19 protein-coding genes are annotated in these 16234 nt (G+C 43.9%); 16 read left to right on the plus strand and 3 right to left on the minus strand.

The features are described 5' to 3' along the window. The first annotated feature begins 49 nt into the window (after window positions 1-49). Complete coding sequence (gene greA / locus ACVBDY_RS19710) at window positions 50-526, plus strand: transcription elongation factor GreA (protein WP_447177179.1); 477 nt, start codon at window positions 50-52, stop codon at window positions 524-526. A 147-nt stretch (window positions 527-673) separates the two neighbouring features. Continuing rightward, on the plus strand, window positions 674-1063 hold the full coding sequence (locus tag ACVBDY_RS19715) for an HIT family protein (RefSeq protein WP_447177180.1): 390 nt from the start codon (window positions 674-676) through the stop codon (window positions 1061-1063). Here ACVBDY_RS19715 and ACVBDY_RS19720 read toward each other — a convergent pair. Both ACVBDY_RS19720 and ACVBDY_RS19725 read right to left on the minus strand, forming a co-directional pair. Continuing rightward, a complete protein-coding gene (locus ACVBDY_RS19720; RefSeq protein WP_447177181.1) occupies window positions 1047-1427 on the minus strand; it encodes a hypothetical protein in 381 nt (126 codons plus the stop codon). The two genes, ACVBDY_RS19715 and ACVBDY_RS19720, sit on opposite strands and share 17 nt — an antisense overlap. 43 nt (window positions 1428-1470) lie before the next feature. Next, window positions 1471-2625 carry a sensor histidine kinase gene (locus ACVBDY_RS19725; RefSeq protein WP_447177182.1) on the minus strand — a complete coding sequence of 385 codons (1155 nt, stop codon included), beginning with the start codon at window positions 2623-2625 and terminating at the stop codon, window positions 1471-1473. Between the two features lie 118 nt (window positions 2626-2743). On the opposite strand from ACVBDY_RS19725, the gene ACVBDY_RS19730 reads away from it, so the two are divergent. From ACVBDY_RS19730 to aat, 3 genes are all read left to right on the plus strand, one after another. Continuing rightward, window positions 2744-3652, plus strand: coding sequence for a flavin reductase family protein (locus tag ACVBDY_RS19730; RefSeq protein ID WP_447177183.1), 909 nt, complete (start codon window positions 2744-2746; stop codon window positions 3650-3652). Between the two features lie 47 nt (window positions 3653-3699). Next, the gene (locus ACVBDY_RS19735; RefSeq protein WP_447177184.1) at window positions 3700-4077 is read left to right on the plus strand and encodes a DUF3127 domain-containing protein; all 378 of its coding nucleotides are present in this window, start codon (window positions 3700-3702) and stop codon (window positions 4075-4077) included. Window positions 4078-4422: 345 nt separating this feature from the next. Next, complete coding sequence (aat, locus tag ACVBDY_RS19740) at window positions 4423-5088, plus strand: leucyl/phenylalanyl-tRNA--protein transferase (RefSeq protein WP_447177252.1); 666 nt, start codon at window positions 4423-4425, stop codon at window positions 5086-5088. Here the strand turns inward: aat and ACVBDY_RS19745 are convergent. Then, window positions 5083-5652: a DNA-3-methyladenine glycosylase I gene (locus ACVBDY_RS19745; protein WP_447177185.1), complete on the minus strand. Its 570-nt coding sequence runs from the start codon at window positions 5650-5652 to the stop codon at window positions 5083-5085. The two genes, aat and ACVBDY_RS19745, sit on opposite strands and share 6 nt — an antisense overlap. Window positions 5653-5958: 306 nt before the next feature. Here ACVBDY_RS19745 and ACVBDY_RS19750 point away from each other — a divergent pair, with 306 nt between their 5' ends. The 11 genes from ACVBDY_RS19750 (at window position 5959) to nusA (ending at window position 16128) form a co-directional block, all read left to right on the plus strand. Then, window positions 5959-6960 (plus strand): aldo/keto reductase, encoded by a 1002-nt coding sequence (locus ACVBDY_RS19750; RefSeq protein ID WP_447177186.1) that lies wholly within the window; start codon window positions 5959-5961, stop codon window positions 6958-6960. Between the two features lie 190 nt (window positions 6961-7150). After that, a complete protein-coding gene (locus tag ACVBDY_RS19755) occupies window positions 7151-7753 on the plus strand; it encodes a short chain dehydrogenase (protein ID WP_447177187.1) in 603 nt (200 codons plus the stop codon). An 18-nt stretch (window positions 7754-7771) separates the two neighbouring features. Beyond that, the gene (locus tag ACVBDY_RS19760; protein WP_447177188.1) at window positions 7772-8458 is read left to right on the plus strand and encodes a putative quinol monooxygenase; all 687 of its coding nucleotides are present in this window, start codon (window positions 7772-7774) and stop codon (window positions 8456-8458) included. 6 nt (window positions 8459-8464) lie between these two features. Then, window positions 8465-8629, plus strand: coding sequence for a hypothetical protein (locus tag ACVBDY_RS19765; protein WP_447177189.1), 165 nt, complete (start codon window positions 8465-8467; stop codon window positions 8627-8629). Between the two features lie 12 nt (window positions 8630-8641). Further along, window positions 8642-9472: an acetolactate decarboxylase gene (gene budA, locus ACVBDY_RS19770; RefSeq protein WP_447177190.1), complete on the plus strand. Its 831-nt coding sequence runs from the start codon at window positions 8642-8644 to the stop codon at window positions 9470-9472. Between the two features lie 109 nt (window positions 9473-9581). Next, window positions 9582-11945: a TonB-dependent receptor gene (locus ACVBDY_RS19775; RefSeq protein ID WP_447177191.1), complete on the plus strand. Its 2364-nt coding sequence runs from the start codon at window positions 9582-9584 to the stop codon at window positions 11943-11945. A gap of 11 nt (window positions 11946-11956) precedes the next feature. Further along, window positions 11957-12220, plus strand: coding sequence for a hypothetical protein (locus tag ACVBDY_RS19780; RefSeq protein ID WP_447177192.1), 264 nt, complete (start codon window positions 11957-11959; stop codon window positions 12218-12220). A 95-nt stretch (window positions 12221-12315) separates the two neighbouring features. Next, window positions 12316-13374 (plus strand): sensor histidine kinase, encoded by a 1059-nt coding sequence (locus tag ACVBDY_RS19785; RefSeq protein WP_447177193.1) that lies wholly within the window; start codon window positions 12316-12318, stop codon window positions 13372-13374. Between the two features lie 28 nt (window positions 13375-13402). Beyond that, window positions 13403-14161, plus strand: a complete 759-nt coding sequence (locus ACVBDY_RS19790; protein WP_447177194.1) for a LytR/AlgR family response regulator transcription factor — start codon at window positions 13403-13405, stop codon at window positions 14159-14161. 253 nt (window positions 14162-14414) lie between these two features. Beyond that, the gene (gene rimP / locus ACVBDY_RS19795; RefSeq protein ID WP_447177195.1) at window positions 14415-14879 is read left to right on the plus strand and encodes a ribosome assembly cofactor RimP; all 465 of its coding nucleotides are present in this window, start codon (window positions 14415-14417) and stop codon (window positions 14877-14879) included. 16 nt (window positions 14880-14895) lie between these two features. Next, a complete protein-coding gene (gene nusA, locus ACVBDY_RS19800; protein ID WP_447177196.1) occupies window positions 14896-16128 on the plus strand; it encodes a transcription termination factor NusA in 1233 nt (410 codons plus the stop codon). Window positions 16129-16234: the final 106 nt, after the last annotated feature.

A 16234-nucleotide genomic window follows, 5' to 3' on the forward strand; every position in this document is an offset into this window, starting at 1 on the left:
GCTTAAATCCTCTCCCGAAGGGGATTTTTTGTATTTAAATAATGAAGTTATGAGTAACGTATCTTATTACACGGCAGAAGGATTAAAGAAGTTAAGGGACGAGCTGGACCACCTTAAGAGCGTGGAGAGACCCAGGGCATCCCAGGCCATAGCAGATGCGAGAGACAAAGGGGATTTGTCCGAGAATGCAGAATACGATGCTGCAAAAGAGGCACAGGGCTTGCTTGAAATGAAAATCTCGAAAATGGAAGAAGTCCTGGCTAATGCAAGGCTTATAGATGAATCTCAGTTGGATACTTCCAAAGTACTGGTGTTGTCTACGGTTAAAATAAAGAACCTGAACAACGGTATGGAAATGAAGTATACTCTGGTAGCTGAGAGCGAAGCAGATCTCAAGGCCGGAAAAATATCCGTAAGTTCTCCGATAGGAAAAGGACTTTTGGGGAAAAAGGTTGGAGATACTGCCGAGATCCAGGTGCCTAACGGTACGCTGAAGTTAGAGGTTCTGGGGATTACCAGGAATTAATCTTTTCCACAGAAAAAACAAATCCTTTTTTGATGCGTTCAGAAAAGGATTTTTTATTTTTAGAACATCGTTGTTAATCGGCCAATGCCTCAATTCGATTATTAATCCATTGGCACATGGACAAATTAACACATTAAAATTTTTAATATGGCAACCCTATTTACCAAGATCGTCAACGGGGAAATCCCCTGTTATAAAGTGGCAGAAGACGAAAATTATTTTGCTTTCCTGGATATTAATCCCAATGCAAAAGGCCATACGCTTTGCATTCCTAAAAAAGAAACGGATAAGTTATTCGATCTGGACGAGGAAACATATACGGGCCTCATGGCGTTTTCGAGAAAGGTAGCCCTGGCCTTGGAAAAAGTAATCCCCTGCAAACGTGTAGGCGTGGCTGTGGTTGGCCTGGAAGTGCCCCATGTACATGTACACCTGATACCCCTTAATGAAATGAAGGAAATGACCTTTCAGCATAAGGTATCCATGAACGGAGAGGAATTTGAAATGATAGCCTCAAAGATCAGGGAACAGTTGTAATTTCCTGTCCGTACCCTGTGTAGTGGAGTGTGGCAAAAATTCCTGCTACAATTACTATCAAAAGCAGGATAAGGATAAAAGACAACCTGGATAACCGGAAAGATGTTCTATTTGGGATGACGGTTTTGGTGTAGTATTCCATAACACGTTCTATGTCGTCCGTCCATTTTACCGGGTAAATGGTTGAATTGCATTTATTGCATCGAAGGGTGTTGGAAACTTCGCCGGTAACCTTTTTAAACCATCGGTTTTCTATATGTTTTTGATAAAATGTAAGGGTTAGCCCGGTATCCGTATAACATTCGGGGCAGTTATTGGAAAGCGAGGCTTCTCTGATAGCTATAAGTTTTTCACTTGAAGACATGGCCTGTTAAGTGTTTGTTATGATTGGATCTTTTTATTTAACGTTAAAAAATGACTTTTAGCGTAATTTGCATGGTTGTTCCTTTACCTATATCCGAGTGCAACACTTTTACCTTCCCTTCGTGATAATCTTCTATAATGCGCTGTACAAGAGATAATCCCAGTCCCCAGCCTCTTTTTTTAGTGGTGAATCCGGGGGAGAAAATAGTTTTGTAAATATTTTTGGGAATACCTTTACCTGTGTCCGTAACCAATAGGTTTACGTGCTTTCCCGAATTTTTTATTTCAATCCGGAGATCTCCTTTGCCCTTCATGGCATCGATAGCATTCTTTACCAGGTTTTCTATGGTCCAGCTGAACAATTGTGCGTTTATTTTGACCATGATCGGGTTTTCCGGCGCTACTAATTCAAAAGAAACTAGTTTGGAGCTCCTTTCTCTCAGGTAATCAAACGCATTTTTGGTTTCTTCTACGATATCCAATGGGGTAAGCACCGGTACAGAACCTATTTTAGAAAAACGGTCCGTAATGGTGTGTAATCGCGTGATGTCTTTTTCTATTTCAACAATTATAGAAGGGTCCGTATCCTGTGTTTTCAATATCTCCGCCCACCCTACCAGTGAAGACAATGGCGTGCCGATCTGATGTGCGGTTTCTTTGGCCATGCCTGCCCACAGTCTGTTCTGGTCCGATATTTTTGAGGTTCTGTAGAACAGGAGGATCACAACAATAAAAAGCAGGATGATAAGAATAAGGGCTATGGGGTAATACTTAAGCTTAATGAGCACATCCGAATTCCCGTAATATAACGTAGCCAGCTTTTCGTTTTTATAGCTGATCTCCAACGGTTCGTTCTCCCTGGCGAACTCCCTTATTTTTTGCTGGATCATTTCGGGGTCTTTGATCATCTTCTCACTCATATTCCCGGGGGTGATGATGCCGTTTACATTGACCAGTATCATGGGAGTGCTCGTGTTGTTGGTAAGGACTTTAAGGGGTAATTCCCCCAGGTCTTTATCCAGGTCCGAAGTCTGCAAAAGCTCGGCCTGTGCCGCAGCCCATAACTGCATTTTTATACGCTCCTCTTCCTTAAACCGCTGAAAAAAAACATAGGTGTTCCACAAAATAAGGGAAACCACTAATACGGACATGCTTATCAGGATCCATTTGGCAATGCTTTTTTGTTTGACAGAGGTCATGGGCTATTTCGGATAACTTCAATAAATATAAAGTAAAACCCGTAAATTTATTGTTTATATGGTATAAAGATTTTATATCTCTATAGGTTTAATTACTTTTGTTTTTATAAAACGAGGTATGTATTCCATAGAGCCAAAAGATGTTTCCACAGCAAAATTTCACGGATTGCTACTGGGTGCAGTGGCTCCCAGGCCTATAGCGTTTGCCAGTACCGTAGATGTGGAAGGGAATCCTAATTTGTCCCCTTTCAGTTTTTTTAATGTATTTGGTTCCAATCCGCCTGTCCTTATTTTTTCTCCGAGCAGGAGGGTACGGGACAATACTACGAAACATACCCTGGAAAATGCATGGGCTACGGAAGAAGTGGTGGTCAATGTGGTAAACTATGACATGGTGCAGCAAGCCTCATTGTCCAGCACCGAATATCCGGAAGGGGTCAATGAGTTTGAAAAAGCGGGGCTTACCATGCTTCCTTCCGATCTGGTAAAACCGTTCCGGGTTGCCGAGTCTCCCGTGCAGTTTGAATGCAGGGTAAAAGAGATCGTAGAGCTTGGCAAAGAGGGAGGTGCCGGAAACCTTATTATATGTGAGATACTGAAAATGCATGTCCATGAAGCGATAATGAACGATGAAGGACAGATAGACCAGCATAAAATCGACCTGGTGGCACGGGTAGGAGGAAATTATTATTCCAGGGCAAGGGATGGTTTCTTTGAAATACCCAAACCTCTGGCAACCCTCGGTATAGGTGTAGACCAGGTCCCGGAAACTATCCGGAAAAGTAAAGTGCTTACCGGTAATGATTTGGGTATGCTGGGGAATGTAGAACAATTGCCTTCAGTAGAAGAAATAGAGGGCTTTGTGAAGGATTCCGTGGAAATAAAAGGACTATTGAGTTCGGATGATGAAGATAAGATACACAAAAAGGCACAGGAATATTTGAAAGAAAATGACGTCCAGTCGGCCTGGAAACTCTTGCTGGCCGAGCGGAAGGAAAATATAGAACACCACGTTCATAAAAAGTAACTGAGATACGTAATACAGGTGAAATAACGATAAAAGAGAGTTTAATTATGGAAGTTCAAGGAAGAATCAAACTTATTGACGAAACGAAATCTTTTGGTAGTAACGGGTTTAGAAAACGCGAAGTAGTTGTAACAACAGAAGAGCAATACCCGCAACATATCCTGGTAGAATTTGTTCAGGATAAATGCGATCTGCTCAATAATTTTCAAGTGGGTCAGCAAGTGAAAATAAGTATCAACCTGAGGGGAAGAGAATGGGTGAATCCGCAGGGAGAAACCAGGTATTTCAACTCAATCCAGGGATGGCGTATAGAAAATGTACAGGCAGAGCAACCTTCTCCCGGAATGCCTCCCGTACCACCGGCAGATGCTTTTGAGCCCGCCAATGATTTCAACGAAGAAGAACACGACGACCTGCCTTTTTAACAAGGAGCAATCGTAAACAACAATACTACTGACCCGGGCCTGTAAGCCCGGGCTTTGTTTTTTATATAGAGAAATCAAAGTCTGAGTGGTGTAGGAAAATTAAGGTGAAATAATGGTCAAGGCATAATTCGCGATGGTGACTGACTTACAGGCAAATAAAAAGTCCCGACAGGTTGTATCGGGACTTAATGTTGTGGTTTTAGGTTTTGCCTTTGTGACAAACTCAAAAAGCAATGATGAAAAATAAATGCTCACAAAGACAAGACAAATATGAATAAAAAATTTGTAAAATCAAAAAGGATTTTATTTTTTTAACTAATAAAAATAATTTTGAATTATTTATCCATGTTTTTCCTTGATGAAACAATAGTTTTCCCCCCGGTTTCCCTGGCTACTGTGGAAGGTATGATTGCCGTAGGCGGCGATCTTTCGGCCGAACGCCTCATGCTGGCCTACCGGAGCGGTATCTTTCCGTGGTTTGATAAAGACAGTCCTATACTGTGGTGGAGTCCCGATCCGAGGATGGTGCTTTTTCCGAACGAATTAAAAGTGTCTAAAAGCATGCGGAAAATACTGGACAGGGAGGTTTTTACCGTCACCTTTAATCGCGATTTTCGCTCCGTTATTCAGGCCTGTGCCGAAATAAAACGCACGGAACAGGACGATACCTGGATAACTGACGATATGATAGAGGCGTATTGCCGTTTACATGCCCTGGGTCATGCAATTTCCGTAGAAGTGTGGCAGGGAGAAATACTGGCAGGAGGGCTTTATGGCGTAGACCTGGGAGATGTGTTTTGTGGAGAAAGCATGTTTGCCAGGCAAAGTAACGCCTCCAAAGTAGGTTTCATCACCCTGGTAGAAAAACTGAAAAAGGAGAACTACAAGCTTGTGGATTGCCAGGTATACACGGCACACCTCGCCAGCCTGGGGGCAAGAGAAATATCGAGGGATGCTTTTATACAACTTCTAAAAACGGTAACGGGCAATAACAATGACGCGCTCCTATAGTTGTACTTCCGGATAACGGAAACAATGCACCTCATGGTCGTTAACCATTCCCGTGGCCTGCATATGAGCGTAGATTACCGTAGTGCCTACAAATTTAAAGCCCCGTTTCTTCATGTCTTTACTGATCTCGTCCGAGAGTGGGGTATTGGCAGGGGCAAGACGATAGTCGGAAAGTTCATTCCGGATAGGTTTCCCTTCGGTAAAGCCCCATATATAATTGCTGAAACTACCAAACTCTTGCTGTATTTTTATAAAGGCCAGTGCATTGCTTACCGTAGCCCTGATCTTTAATTTATTGCGTATAATCTCTTCGTTTGTCAAAAGCTCCAGGATTTTGTCTTCCTTGTAATCTGCTATCTTCAGATAGTCGAAATTGTCCAGGGCCTTTCTGAAATTTTCCCGCTTGCGCAGAATGGTTATCCAGCTTAGTCCCGCCTGGAAAGTTTCCAGGATCAGGAACTCAAATAAGGTGGCATCGTCATACACAGGTACCCCCCACTCCTCATCGTGGTATTTTTCGTAGAGCGGATCTCCCGCACACCAGCCACATCGATGTTTTTCCATGTTATTCAGGATTTGTGCTAAGGTAGGAATTCCGGCAAAAAACAGAAAGTTTTTTGCTTGCGGGTGAACAGGTGACATACTTAGGTTGATTTTATTTGTATGTATATGAAAACAGGTTTTTCATTGTTCCCTGCTTTTTTGTATGTATTGTTCTGATATACAATAGTAATATATGGAGTAAGATCAGGTGTTTTTTTGAATGCCCGGATTATTATGGTTTGAATTTTATAGTTTTTGGTTTGAATATGGAAATCGATTAGCCTCCTTTCCGGGATATCTTTGTGGTACAAATCTAAATCATATAACATGAATTACAGAACACTTGGAAAAACAGGAGAAAAACTGTCTGCTATTGGGCTGGGCTGTATGGGAATGAGTTTCGCTTACGGCCCCAGAGATGACAAACAATCTGTGGAAACACTAAAACATGCCCTGGATATCGGGGTGAATTTCTGGGATACGGCAGATATGTACGGTATGGGACATAACGAAACGCTTATATCTGAAGTACTGGCACCGCACCGGGATAAGCTATTCATAGCTACCAAATTCGGCTTTCGTCAAAAAGAAAACAGCACGGGGTTTAGCGGTACACCGGGAACGTATTTTGACGGGAGCCCGGAATATGTTAAACAAGCATGCGAGGCCAGTTTAAAAAGGTTGAATATAGAAACTATAGACCTGTACTACAGCCACCGTGTAGACCCGAATGTGCCCATAGAAGAAACCGTCGGCGCTATGGCAGACCTGGTTAAAGAAGGTAAGGTACGCTACCTGGGGCTTTCCGAAGCTTCCGCCGCTTCCCTGAAAAAAGCTTTTGCCGAGCACCCCATCACGGCGCTGCAAAGCGAATATTCCCTCTTTACACGCGATCTGGAAAAGGATATCCTGCCAGTTTGCCGGGAACTGGAAATTACCCTGGTGCCGTATAGTCCGCTTGGGAGGGGAATGCTCACCGGGACTTTAAAAGATATCCCGGCGGGAGAAGAAGATTACAGGAAAAACCTGCCCCGGTTCCAGGAAGAAAGCTTTATGCACAACAAAAAACTGGTAGACAAACTGGGAGAAATAGCAAAAGGCAAAAACTGTACGCCCGCACAACTGGCCATCGCCTGGTTACTTCACCAAGGAGAAGATATTATCCCGATCCCCGGTACCAAAAAGGTCAAATATCTCGAAGAGAATGCTGCCGCCGTAGATGTGACATTTTCAGAAGAAGAGCTCAGAGCCGTTACCGACCTTTCAGATAACATAAAGGTGTTGGGTGACCGCTATGCCGAAGGCGCGATGAAACTGGTGAACAATTAATGTTTTGACAGATAGCGGTTTTTGTTGGAAAAAGGCTTCGAGGTGAAAAATAGGTGTGTCCTTACAAGCATCCGCATGAATGCTTTCTCTTAAAAGCAGTATATGCACGGCTTTTTCCGACGTAATAAACGGGATGGATAAACTACAGGAATGCTACATAAATAAGTTCATTTAAACACAAAAACCTTTAATGAAGATATTGATTATAGGAGCTAACGGCACTATAGGAAAAAAAATTACAGAAACCCTTTCGGGGGAACACGAGATCATTACGGCAGGACGGAACAGCGGAGATATCCGTGTGGATATTACCTCCAAAAAGTCCATACGGCAAATGTACGAGGAAGTAAAATCCCTTGATGCTTGTATATGTACGGCAACCTCGGGAAGTATGGATAATTTCAGTACCCTGACGGAAATGGACCTGCTCATCAATATGAAAGGCAAATTGCTCGGACAAGTAAACATGGTGCTTACAGGACAGCACTATCTGAACGACAAGGGCTGCTTTATGCTCACTTCCGGGATTTTTGCCGACAGGCCTGCCAAAGGAGTTACCGGTGGAGGATTGATAAGCGGCGCCCTGCACAGTTTTGTGCTGTCTGCAGCAATAGAACTGGAAAGAGGCCTCCGGGTCAATGTGGTAAGTCCTGGAATGGTGGAAGATTCTGCAAAGGATTTCGGTCATCTCTTTCCGGACTTAAAACCCGTAAGCATGGAAAAGATCGTTCATGCATATGTAAACACTATGGAAAACGGCATTACCGGGGAGATCATCCGGGTATATGAATAACACTAAACCGACAAAACAATGACACATACCAGATCATCCATACCGGCATCCGATATCCGCGAAGAAGCTTTGCGGACGGAATTTGCCATGCTCGTCACTTTTCACGCCAAACCCGAATACCGGGAAGCACTGGGAAAACTGCTCCGGGAAGACGTGGTACAGGCACGGAACGAAGAAGGTAATCTCTCCATGCATCTATATCGCGCCAGGGAAAATCCGGAGGTGTATTTCCTGTTCGAGCGTTGGAAGAACCAGGAGGCCCTCGATGCACATTTCGAAAAACCCTATACCAAAGCGGTCCTGGAACTGGGAGAAAAAGCGTTGACCGTTCCCATGGACATTTTGTTCCTGAACGATCTTGCCCCCATATCCCCGGCGCATTACCGCAGGTCGCCCCGGGATCCGCAGGAAGCAACAGATATTTTTGTGATATTTAATGTGAAAGAAGGTGAACAGGAAAGGTTTATACGACAATTCGGGTATTCCGCTCAAAACAGTCGTCCCGAACCCGGTTGCGTGGCTTTCCATATCCATTCCGTGAAAGATGCCCCGAAAACATTTGTGCTCTACGAGCGATGGGAAAACAGGGCAGACCTGGACATTCATTTCGAACAACCTTATACCACGGAACTGTTTGCGCTGTTTGAAGAGATCCTTGAGAAACCCGTGGAGGAAAGTCTTAATTTCGTTACATTGGTAGTTTAATGTACTATGACAACAGAAAAAAACAAAACCGTAGGCATCCGTTTCAACAAGGAAGTTATAGAAGGTAAGAACCTCGATATTATGGATATGGTATGCTTAAAAGAGGGAAAATATGCTGAACACTGGGGAGTGATGGACCTACATGATGTGATAAAACAGATATTCCAATAACACAGGAATAAAATGATGAATACGTATCTCCGGACAATATGGTTTTTGTTTATGGTGTGCCTGTATAGTACAGGCTGCACTACCGTCGAAAAGACAGAATCCCTAGAACGTACAACAGTGCGGGATAACACCAGGGAATATCCGGATTACCTGTACCAGTATTCCATTATCGACGCCCTATTAGCCGGGGTATACGACGGGGACCTGTCCGTTGGTGAACTTCGGAAAAAAGGAAGTATCGGGGTAGGCGGATTTAATGGTATGGATGGAGAATTGTATATGAACGAGGGGAAAGTTTATAAAATACGTTACGACGGAAGCGTGCATAAGGTACCCGATACGGAAAAAATACCTGTTGCCTTTGTGAAACATTTTCAGGCAGATACCACATTTACCCTGGTACAAAAAGACATGGATTATGAGAAGTTCAAGTCCCGTTTGCAATCGGTACTGAACCGCAACGAAATGTATGCCGTCCGTATTTCCGGTGTTTTTACCGGGGTGCTGGCCAGGGCCCAGGCCCCCGGGAAAAAGCCTTATCCGCCGCTGGCAGAACACCTGAAGGAACACCAGTACGAGTTTGAGTTGGAACATACCAAAGGAACAGGGGTAGGGTTTTATCTTCCGGCTTATATGGGCAGGGTTAATGTTCCCGGTTTTCATTTGCATTATCTTTCGGAAGATGAAACTGCCGGCGGACATGTGCTCGATTTTGTTGCCGACAGCCTTTATGTAGAAATAGATAAGGCCTCCGGATTCGTGGTGCAGTCTCCCGATGATGAAGGGTTTCTCCGGGCCGATCTGCAAAAAGACCGGGAGAAGGAAATAGAGGAAATAGAATAAAAGGGATTCGGTTCATCTCTCTATTTTTCGGTTCATGTTTGTTTAGCTACAATTCATGGAAATCAGCTTGTGAGTTGAAGTGTAAGACATCAACTTGCCGGGAAAAACCATGAAAACAACCATTTTCACCATTATTTTTATATCCCTGGCTTCTGTTGTCTCCGCGCAATCTGTCAGCCAAACCGTAAAAGGCAGGATTACGGACAGGCAAACCGAAATGCCGTTGATGGGGGCAACGATAGAAGTCCTTACGGTCAGTCCCGTACTGGGTGTGGTGACCGATATGGATGGATATTTTCGTATTGAGGGTGTACCGCTCGGAAGGCATGATATCCGGATCAGTTATATGGGATATACCTCCGTTACCATACCTAGCGTAAGGGTAACGGCAGGTAAGGAAGTAGTGATGAATTCTTCCCTGGAAGAGTCTATCGTACAAATGGACGAAGTCGTGGTGACTTCCGGAGAGCAAAAAGGAAGGCCCCGAAACGAAATGGCGGCAGTCAGTGCCAGGTCGTTTTCCCTGGAGGAAGTTACCCGTTTTTCCGGTGCGGCCAATGACGCGTCACGGATGGCGGCCAATTATGCCGGCGTAAATATCAATAACGATTCCAGGAATGACCTGGTGATCCGGGGAAATTCTCCTATAGGGGTACTGTGGCGATTGGAAGGTATACCGATTCCCAATCCGAATCATTTTTCTACCCTGGGGACCACCGGAGGGCCTGTAAGTGCGCTTAACACTAACCTGTTGTCCAATTCCGATTTTTTGACGGGCGCTTTCCCGGCAGAATATGGCAATGCCAATGCCGGCGTATTCGATATACGCTTTCGCAATGGTAACCGGGACCGCCTGGAAGCCACGGCACAGTTGGCAGCCTTCAGTGGGCTGGAAGCCATGATAGAAGGTCCGTTGTTTAAAAAGAACGGAGGGTCTTTTGTTGTTTCTTACCGGCAGAGTTTTGTGGAATTGGCCCAGGATATGGGGCTAGAAGTGGGGACTACGGCAAATCCCAATTATAATGACCTTTCCTTTAAAGTAGATACCGGGTACGGTAAATTCGGACGCTTTACGCTCTTTGGTATAGGAGGGACCAGCGATATCTTTTTCGATGCCGACGATGTGGAAGAAGACGATTTCTTTGCCAATCAGAATGAAGATGCCGATGTGGACTCCCGTTTGGGGGTGATAGGGCTGAATCATCATTTTGCCTTTAGCGAGAACACTTATTTAAAGACCAGCCTTGCAGTGTCGGGTACCGGTACCCAGGTAAGTATTGACCAGGTGAATGATGACGGGAGCAGGACCCTGTCTGAAGAGGTCGATGATAACAATACCAGGTATACTTTTTCTACCTATGTCAACAGTAAGTTTAGTGCAAAGCATACCTTTCGGGGTGGAGTTGTGGCGGAGTTGTACGCCCTGGATACCTATGCCTGGGATACTGAAAACCGACAACAACGGACATTGCGGGATTTTGATGGTACCATGGCATTGTACCAGGCCTATGTGCAGTCCAGGTATAAGTTTACCGATCGATGGGAGCTCAATACGGGAGTTCATGTGCAATACCTTAATGAAAATGAGGATTTTGTTGTAGAACCGAGATTGTCCCTGAAATGGCGTTTTCGTCCCAACCAGTCTTTTACTGTCGGTTTCGGGGTACATCACCAGATGTTGCCCCTGCCCGTTTACCTTCTCGAATCCGTGGATGATGAAGGACAGCGTGTACAGTCCAATATAGATCTCGGTTTTTTACAAAGCCTTCATTATGTGCTGGGCTATGACCTGCAATTGTCCGCCGATTGGCGCGTGAAAGCGGAAGTGTATTACCAGGACCTTCGCAAGGTACCGGTAGACCCTTTTTCCAGCAGCTTTTCCCTGTTGAATGTAGGTGACGATTTTGGCTTTCCGGACAATGATTATCTGGTCAACGAGGGATCAGGGAGGAACTATGGAGTGGAGCTGACCCTGGAAAAATTCTTTTCAAAAGGATACTATGGCCTGTTTACAGGCTCCTGGTATGATTCCGGTTATGAAGGAAGCGACGGGATAAGTAGAAATACCGCATTTAACAATAGGTATATACTCAATTTTCTGGCAGGTAAGGAGTTTTTAGTGGGAAAAGGCAAAAGAAATATTTTTAATGTAGACATGAAGTTCACCACCGCCGGGGGTAGATATTATACACCGATTGACCTGGAGGGGAGTATGGCAGCCGGAAGGGAGGTGAAATTCGATGAGATAGCCTATTCCGAAAGGTTTTCCCCTTATTTAAGGCTGGATATAAAAGTGGGTTTTCAGTGGAACAGTAAAAAAGGTAAACTTTCCCAGCAATTCTACCTGGATTTCCAGAATATTACCAATCGCGATAATATCTTTTTACAGCGATATAACGAATCTTCCGGGACCATAAATACCCTGTACCAAAGAGGTTTTTTTCCGGATATTCTCTACAGGATACAGTTTTAAAGCAGAATACAATGGACCAAAAACAGGTGTTTGTGAAAGAGACTTCTCTGTCCGTTGTCGAGATATTTGTGACCAATGTGGGGGAAGAGACCTTAGCAGAAGAGTGTGTAGAGGTGTTGTCCTGTCATTTTCCGGAACACCGGATAAATTTTGACCTGGAAGACAAAGATAAAATACTTCGTATTGAAGGGCCGCCGCCGGATGTTAAGATGGTCATTGCAATACTGGCCATACTGAAGGTGCAGAGCAAATTATTTCCGGATGAAGAGTACTAAAACTTACGTGACGTGAACACAGAATACAATCCGGGAAACTTGTTAACTTTGTGTTGCCCGTACATTAGTGAAGATGTATGCAGATTGCTGTAAAAATGTTTAAAAGATCTAAGTCTATTATGGGATTCGATGACCGGTGGATGCTCCTTTTGGGTATTCCCCTGGTAAGTGCGATTGTCATAGGGTTGGTCTTCGGGGATGTCCTTGCCGAAAAAGGAATAGGGGTCTGGATATATTATTACCCGGGTTCACTGGTCAATACCACGATATTCTGGTTTGTATTTCGCTTTTTAATGTTGCAGTGCATGCGGCGGTGGCCCAGGCAGGAACAGATCGTTCAACGGGTGATGATCCAGATCGGGCTGGTACTACTGACCTATGTAGCAGTGAAGTGGATATTAAAACATACGCTAAACCCGTTTATCCAGAATATGACAGGGGTAGAAAAACCACATTCGGTCAAGGAGACCATGACTGTGCTGCTTTTGGTTTTTCTCATTACTACGGTTTACGAAGCTATCCGGTTTTACAGCCTGTTACAACGATCGCAGACAGAGAAGGCGCAACTGGCCAAAGACAATATGCAGTCGCAATTAGAGGGGTTGAAAAACCAGGTAAATCCGCATTTTCTATTTAACAGCCTGAACACACTGGCACATCTGATCCCGGAGAATACTTCAAGAGCGGAAGCATTTGTGAAAAAGATATCGGAAGTTTACAGGTATATTCTGGAAATCAGGGACGAACCTTTGATACCGTTGGAAGAGGAACTGGAGTTTCTGCAATCTTATATTCATCTGATCAAGGAGCGTTTCGGGGATAATTTCCAGGTGGACATTCAGGTGGATGAGGTGTATAGAAAATACCATATCATTCCGTTAGCCCTTCAGATACTGTTTGAAAATGCCATAAAACACAACGAGATCTCCACCAGGCATCCCCTGCATATAAAAGTAGGGGTAGATGAGGCGGGGCAGCTTTTCGTAAAAAATAATTTACAACGGAAAAGACAAGAGGAGGCTTCTACGGGGATCGGTTTGAAGAATATAGAGAACAGGTACCGGATCATAACAGGGAAACCTGTAGATATTCTGGTGAGTACAACCTCTTTTGTCGTTTTTCTTCCGTTGATAGACATCATGCCCGAAAGATGACCGAAATTGGCAATTAAAATCGAACCATGTGAAAGTACTGATCATAGAAGATGAAAAACCTGCAGCAGAACGATTGTCCAAACTGGTGGCAAGCCTCCGGGACGATATGGAGATTGCTGATGTTATAGATTCCGTAGATTCGGCTGTCGTATGGCTTCGGGAATTTGGTATGCCGGGGCTTATTTTTATGGACATACAACTGGCAGACGGACTTTGTTTTGATATTTTCAGAAAGGTAAAGGTACGTACTCCGGTTATATTCACAACGGCTTTTGACCAGTACGCGTTGCGGGCTTTTGAGGTGAATAGCATAGATTATCTGTTAAAGCCTATAGATATCGACGCATTGAAACGGGCTTTGGAGAAATACAACGACCTGCGAACAATTTTTCCCTTGCTTCCGGAAGATACTGTTTCCATGTTGCAACAAGCATTGCAGTCACCCCGTTATCGCGAGCGTTTTCTGGTAAAACAGGGGAGCGCCCTTCAATATATACCCGTTAGGAATATCGCTTATTTCTATGCCGAAGAAGGAGTTAATTTTATCCGCCATAAAGAAGGAGACAGGTGTATTATAGACCTGAATCTCGAAGAAATAGAACGCCGGATCAATCCACGGGATTTCTTTCGTGTAAACCGCAAGATGATCGTATGTGTGGAGTCTATCCGTACTATTGAAAATTACTTCAACGGAAGGCTTATCCTGTCACTGGGCCCTAAATTTGGCGCTTCCGTTGTTGTGAGCAGGGAGAGGGTCATGGATTTTAAAGAATGGTTGGGTAAATAGTGTTTTGAAGGATGGCATGCGAAAGTTATTGAGGTCGTCGGTTGTAAACCGTAGCTTACTCATTACAGGTTTTGCTGCTGATCGTATTTTTTGCCTGAAAAAGGCGGTTTTCCTGTGTTTGGCTTTTAGATATATGGTAATTTATTGGGTTTCAATTGTTATTTGTAAAGCAAAAGTTGTATATTTGCGGCGAAGAAAGAGAAAAAACTATTTCGGAGGGGACTTGAGTCCCCTCTTTTTATAAAAATTATTGATGTTAAAGGAAAGAGTTGAAGAGCTTCTTACCGAGGTATTTGCCGAGCACGAGTCCCTTTTTTTAATAGACTTCTCTATTTCGCCCGACAATAAAATTAAGGTAGTTATAGATGGTGATGCCGGTGTTTCTCTCAATGACTGTATATTGGTGAGCAGGCATGTAGAGCATCAGCTGGACAGGGATGAGACGGACTTTTCTCTGGAAGTGACCTCTCCGGGAGCTGCCGAGCCTATAGGGCACCAAAGGCAATACAATAAAAATATAGGCAGGAAGCTAAAGGTGAAAACCATATCCGGAGAAAACCTGGAAGGGGATCTGGAAGGAGTTACCGAAGAAGGTATAAAGTTACAGTGGAAACAACGCGAACCTAAGCCGGTAGGCAAAGGAAAGAGAACGGTGACCATAGAAAAAGAGATCCTTTTTTCGGATATTGCCGAAGCTAAAGTGATGATAATATTTTAATTATTAAGTTTTTGACATGGAAAATCTTGCATTGATCGACTCATTTTCTGAGTTTAAAGATGATAAACTCATAGATCGTGTAACGCTGATGGCGATTTTGGAAGAAGTTTTCAGAAATGCGCTGAAGAAGAAATTCGGTTCTGACGATAACTTCGATATCATCATCAACCCCGATAAGGGAGACCTTGAAATTTGGAGGAACAGGGTGGTAGTTGCCGATGGTGAAGTAGAGGACCCCAACCAGGAAATCTCATTGACGGCTGCAAGGAGAATAGAGCCCGATTTTGAAGTAGGAGAAGATGTTTCCGAGGAAGTAAAGTTGATAGATCTGGGAAGAAGGGCTATTTTAGCACTGCGTCAAAACCTTATTTCCAAGATACACGAACATGACAATACGACCATATACAAGCAATTTAAGGACCTGATTGGTGAAATTTATACGGCAGAAGTGCATCATATTCGACATAAAGCTGTTATTTTGCTGGATGATGAAGGAAATGAGATAGTTCTTCCGAAAGAAAAGCAGGTTCCGTCCGATTTTTTCCGTAAAGGAGAAAACGTAAGGGGGATCATAGAAAGCGTGGAGCTGAAAGGGAATAAACCGGCTATAATCATGTCCAGGACGTCTCCGGATTTTCTGGAAAAACTGTTTGAGCAGGAGATCCCCGAAGTGTTTGACGGACTGATTACCATTAAAAAAGTAGTGAGGATACCCGGAGAAAAAGCGAAAGTGGCTGTAGATTCTTATGATGACAGGATCGATCCGGTAGGTGCATGTGTGGGAATGAAAGGGTCGAGGATACACGGTATTGTCCGTGAACTCGGAAACGAAAATATCGATGTGATTAATTTCACCAGCAATCCCCAGTTATTTATTAGCAGGGCGCTTAGCCCGGCCAGGGTAACCTCTATCTCTATTGATGAAGATACCAAGAGAGCTGAGGTAATACTTAAACCGGAAGAAGTTTCCAAAGCTATAGGAAAAGGGGGGTACAACATCCGGCTTGCCGGGTTCCTTACCGGATACGAAATAGATGTATTCCGTGAAGGAGTGGAAGAAGATGTAGAGCTCACCGAATTCTCCGACGAGATAGAAGATTGGATTATCGCAGAATTCAAGAAAATAGGACTGGACACCGCGAGAAGCGTACTCGACCAGGATGTGGAAGACCTTGTAAAACGCACCGATCTGGAAGAAGAAACCATTTTGGAGGTAAAACGAATACTGAAAGAAGAATTCGAGGACTAAAAGATCGAGAAACCACCTGATGTGGTTGGATTTTTAAAACTATTTGGTTATACTAAACAAGGTATCCTGGTGTAAAAGCAGAATCGTTTCCGTTTGAAAAGGTGAA

This window comes from Sinomicrobium halophytocola (genome assembly GCF_052983395.1).

Excerpts from the sequence above, each read along its gene's own strand:
- rimP (WP_447177195.1), top strand. The coding sequence starts at position 14,415 with ATGTTAAAGGAAAGAGTTGAAGAGCTTCTTACCGAGGTATTTGCCGAG.
- ACVBDY_RS19785 (WP_447177193.1), top strand. The coding sequence starts at position 12,316 with ATGTTTAAAAGATCTAAGTCTATTATGGGATTCGATGACCGGTGGATG.
- ACVBDY_RS19760 (WP_447177188.1), top strand. The coding sequence starts at position 7,772 with ATGACACATACCAGATCATCCATACCGGCATCCGATATCCGCGAAGAA.
- ACVBDY_RS19755 (WP_447177187.1), top strand. The coding sequence starts at position 7,151 with ATGAAGATATTGATTATAGGAGCTAACGGCACTATAGGAAAAAAAATT.
- aat (WP_447177252.1), top strand. The coding sequence starts at position 4,423 with ATGTTTTTCCTTGATGAAACAATAGTTTTCCCCCCGGTTTCCCTGGCT.
- ACVBDY_RS19735 (WP_447177184.1), top strand. The coding sequence starts at position 3,700 with ATGGAAGTTCAAGGAAGAATCAAACTTATTGACGAAACGAAATCTTTT.
- ACVBDY_RS19780 (WP_447177192.1), top strand. The coding sequence starts at position 11,957 with ATGGACCAAAAACAGGTGTTTGTGAAAGAGACTTCTCTGTCCGTTGTC.
- budA (WP_447177190.1), top strand. The coding sequence starts at position 8,642 with ATGATGAATACGTATCTCCGGACAATATGGTTTTTGTTTATGGTGTGC.
- greA (WP_447177179.1), top strand. The coding sequence starts at position 50 with ATGAGTAACGTATCTTATTACACGGCAGAAGGATTAAAGAAGTTAAGG.
- ACVBDY_RS19775 (WP_447177191.1), top strand. The coding sequence starts at position 9,582 with ATGAAAACAACCATTTTCACCATTATTTTTATATCCCTGGCTTCTGTT.
- ACVBDY_RS19715 (WP_447177180.1), top strand. The coding sequence starts at position 674 with ATGGCAACCCTATTTACCAAGATCGTCAACGGGGAAATCCCCTGTTAT.
- ACVBDY_RS19730 (WP_447177183.1), top strand. The coding sequence starts at position 2,744 with ATGTATTCCATAGAGCCAAAAGATGTTTCCACAGCAAAATTTCACGGA.
- ACVBDY_RS19720 (WP_447177181.1), bottom strand. The coding sequence starts at position 1,427 with ATGTCTTCAAGTGAAAAACTTATAGCTATCAGAGAAGCCTCGCTTTCC.
- ACVBDY_RS19745 (WP_447177185.1), bottom strand. The coding sequence starts at position 5,652 with ATGGAAAAACATCGATGTGGCTGGTGTGCGGGAGATCCGCTCTACGAA.
- nusA (WP_447177196.1), top strand. The coding sequence starts at position 14,896 with ATGGAAAATCTTGCATTGATCGACTCATTTTCTGAGTTTAAAGATGAT.
- ACVBDY_RS19725 (WP_447177182.1), bottom strand. The coding sequence starts at position 2,625 with ATGACCTCTGTCAAACAAAAAAGCATTGCCAAATGGATCCTGATAAGC.
- ACVBDY_RS19765 (WP_447177189.1), top strand. The coding sequence starts at position 8,465 with ATGACAACAGAAAAAAACAAAACCGTAGGCATCCGTTTCAACAAGGAA.
- ACVBDY_RS19750 (WP_447177186.1), top strand. The coding sequence starts at position 5,959 with ATGAATTACAGAACACTTGGAAAAACAGGAGAAAAACTGTCTGCTATT.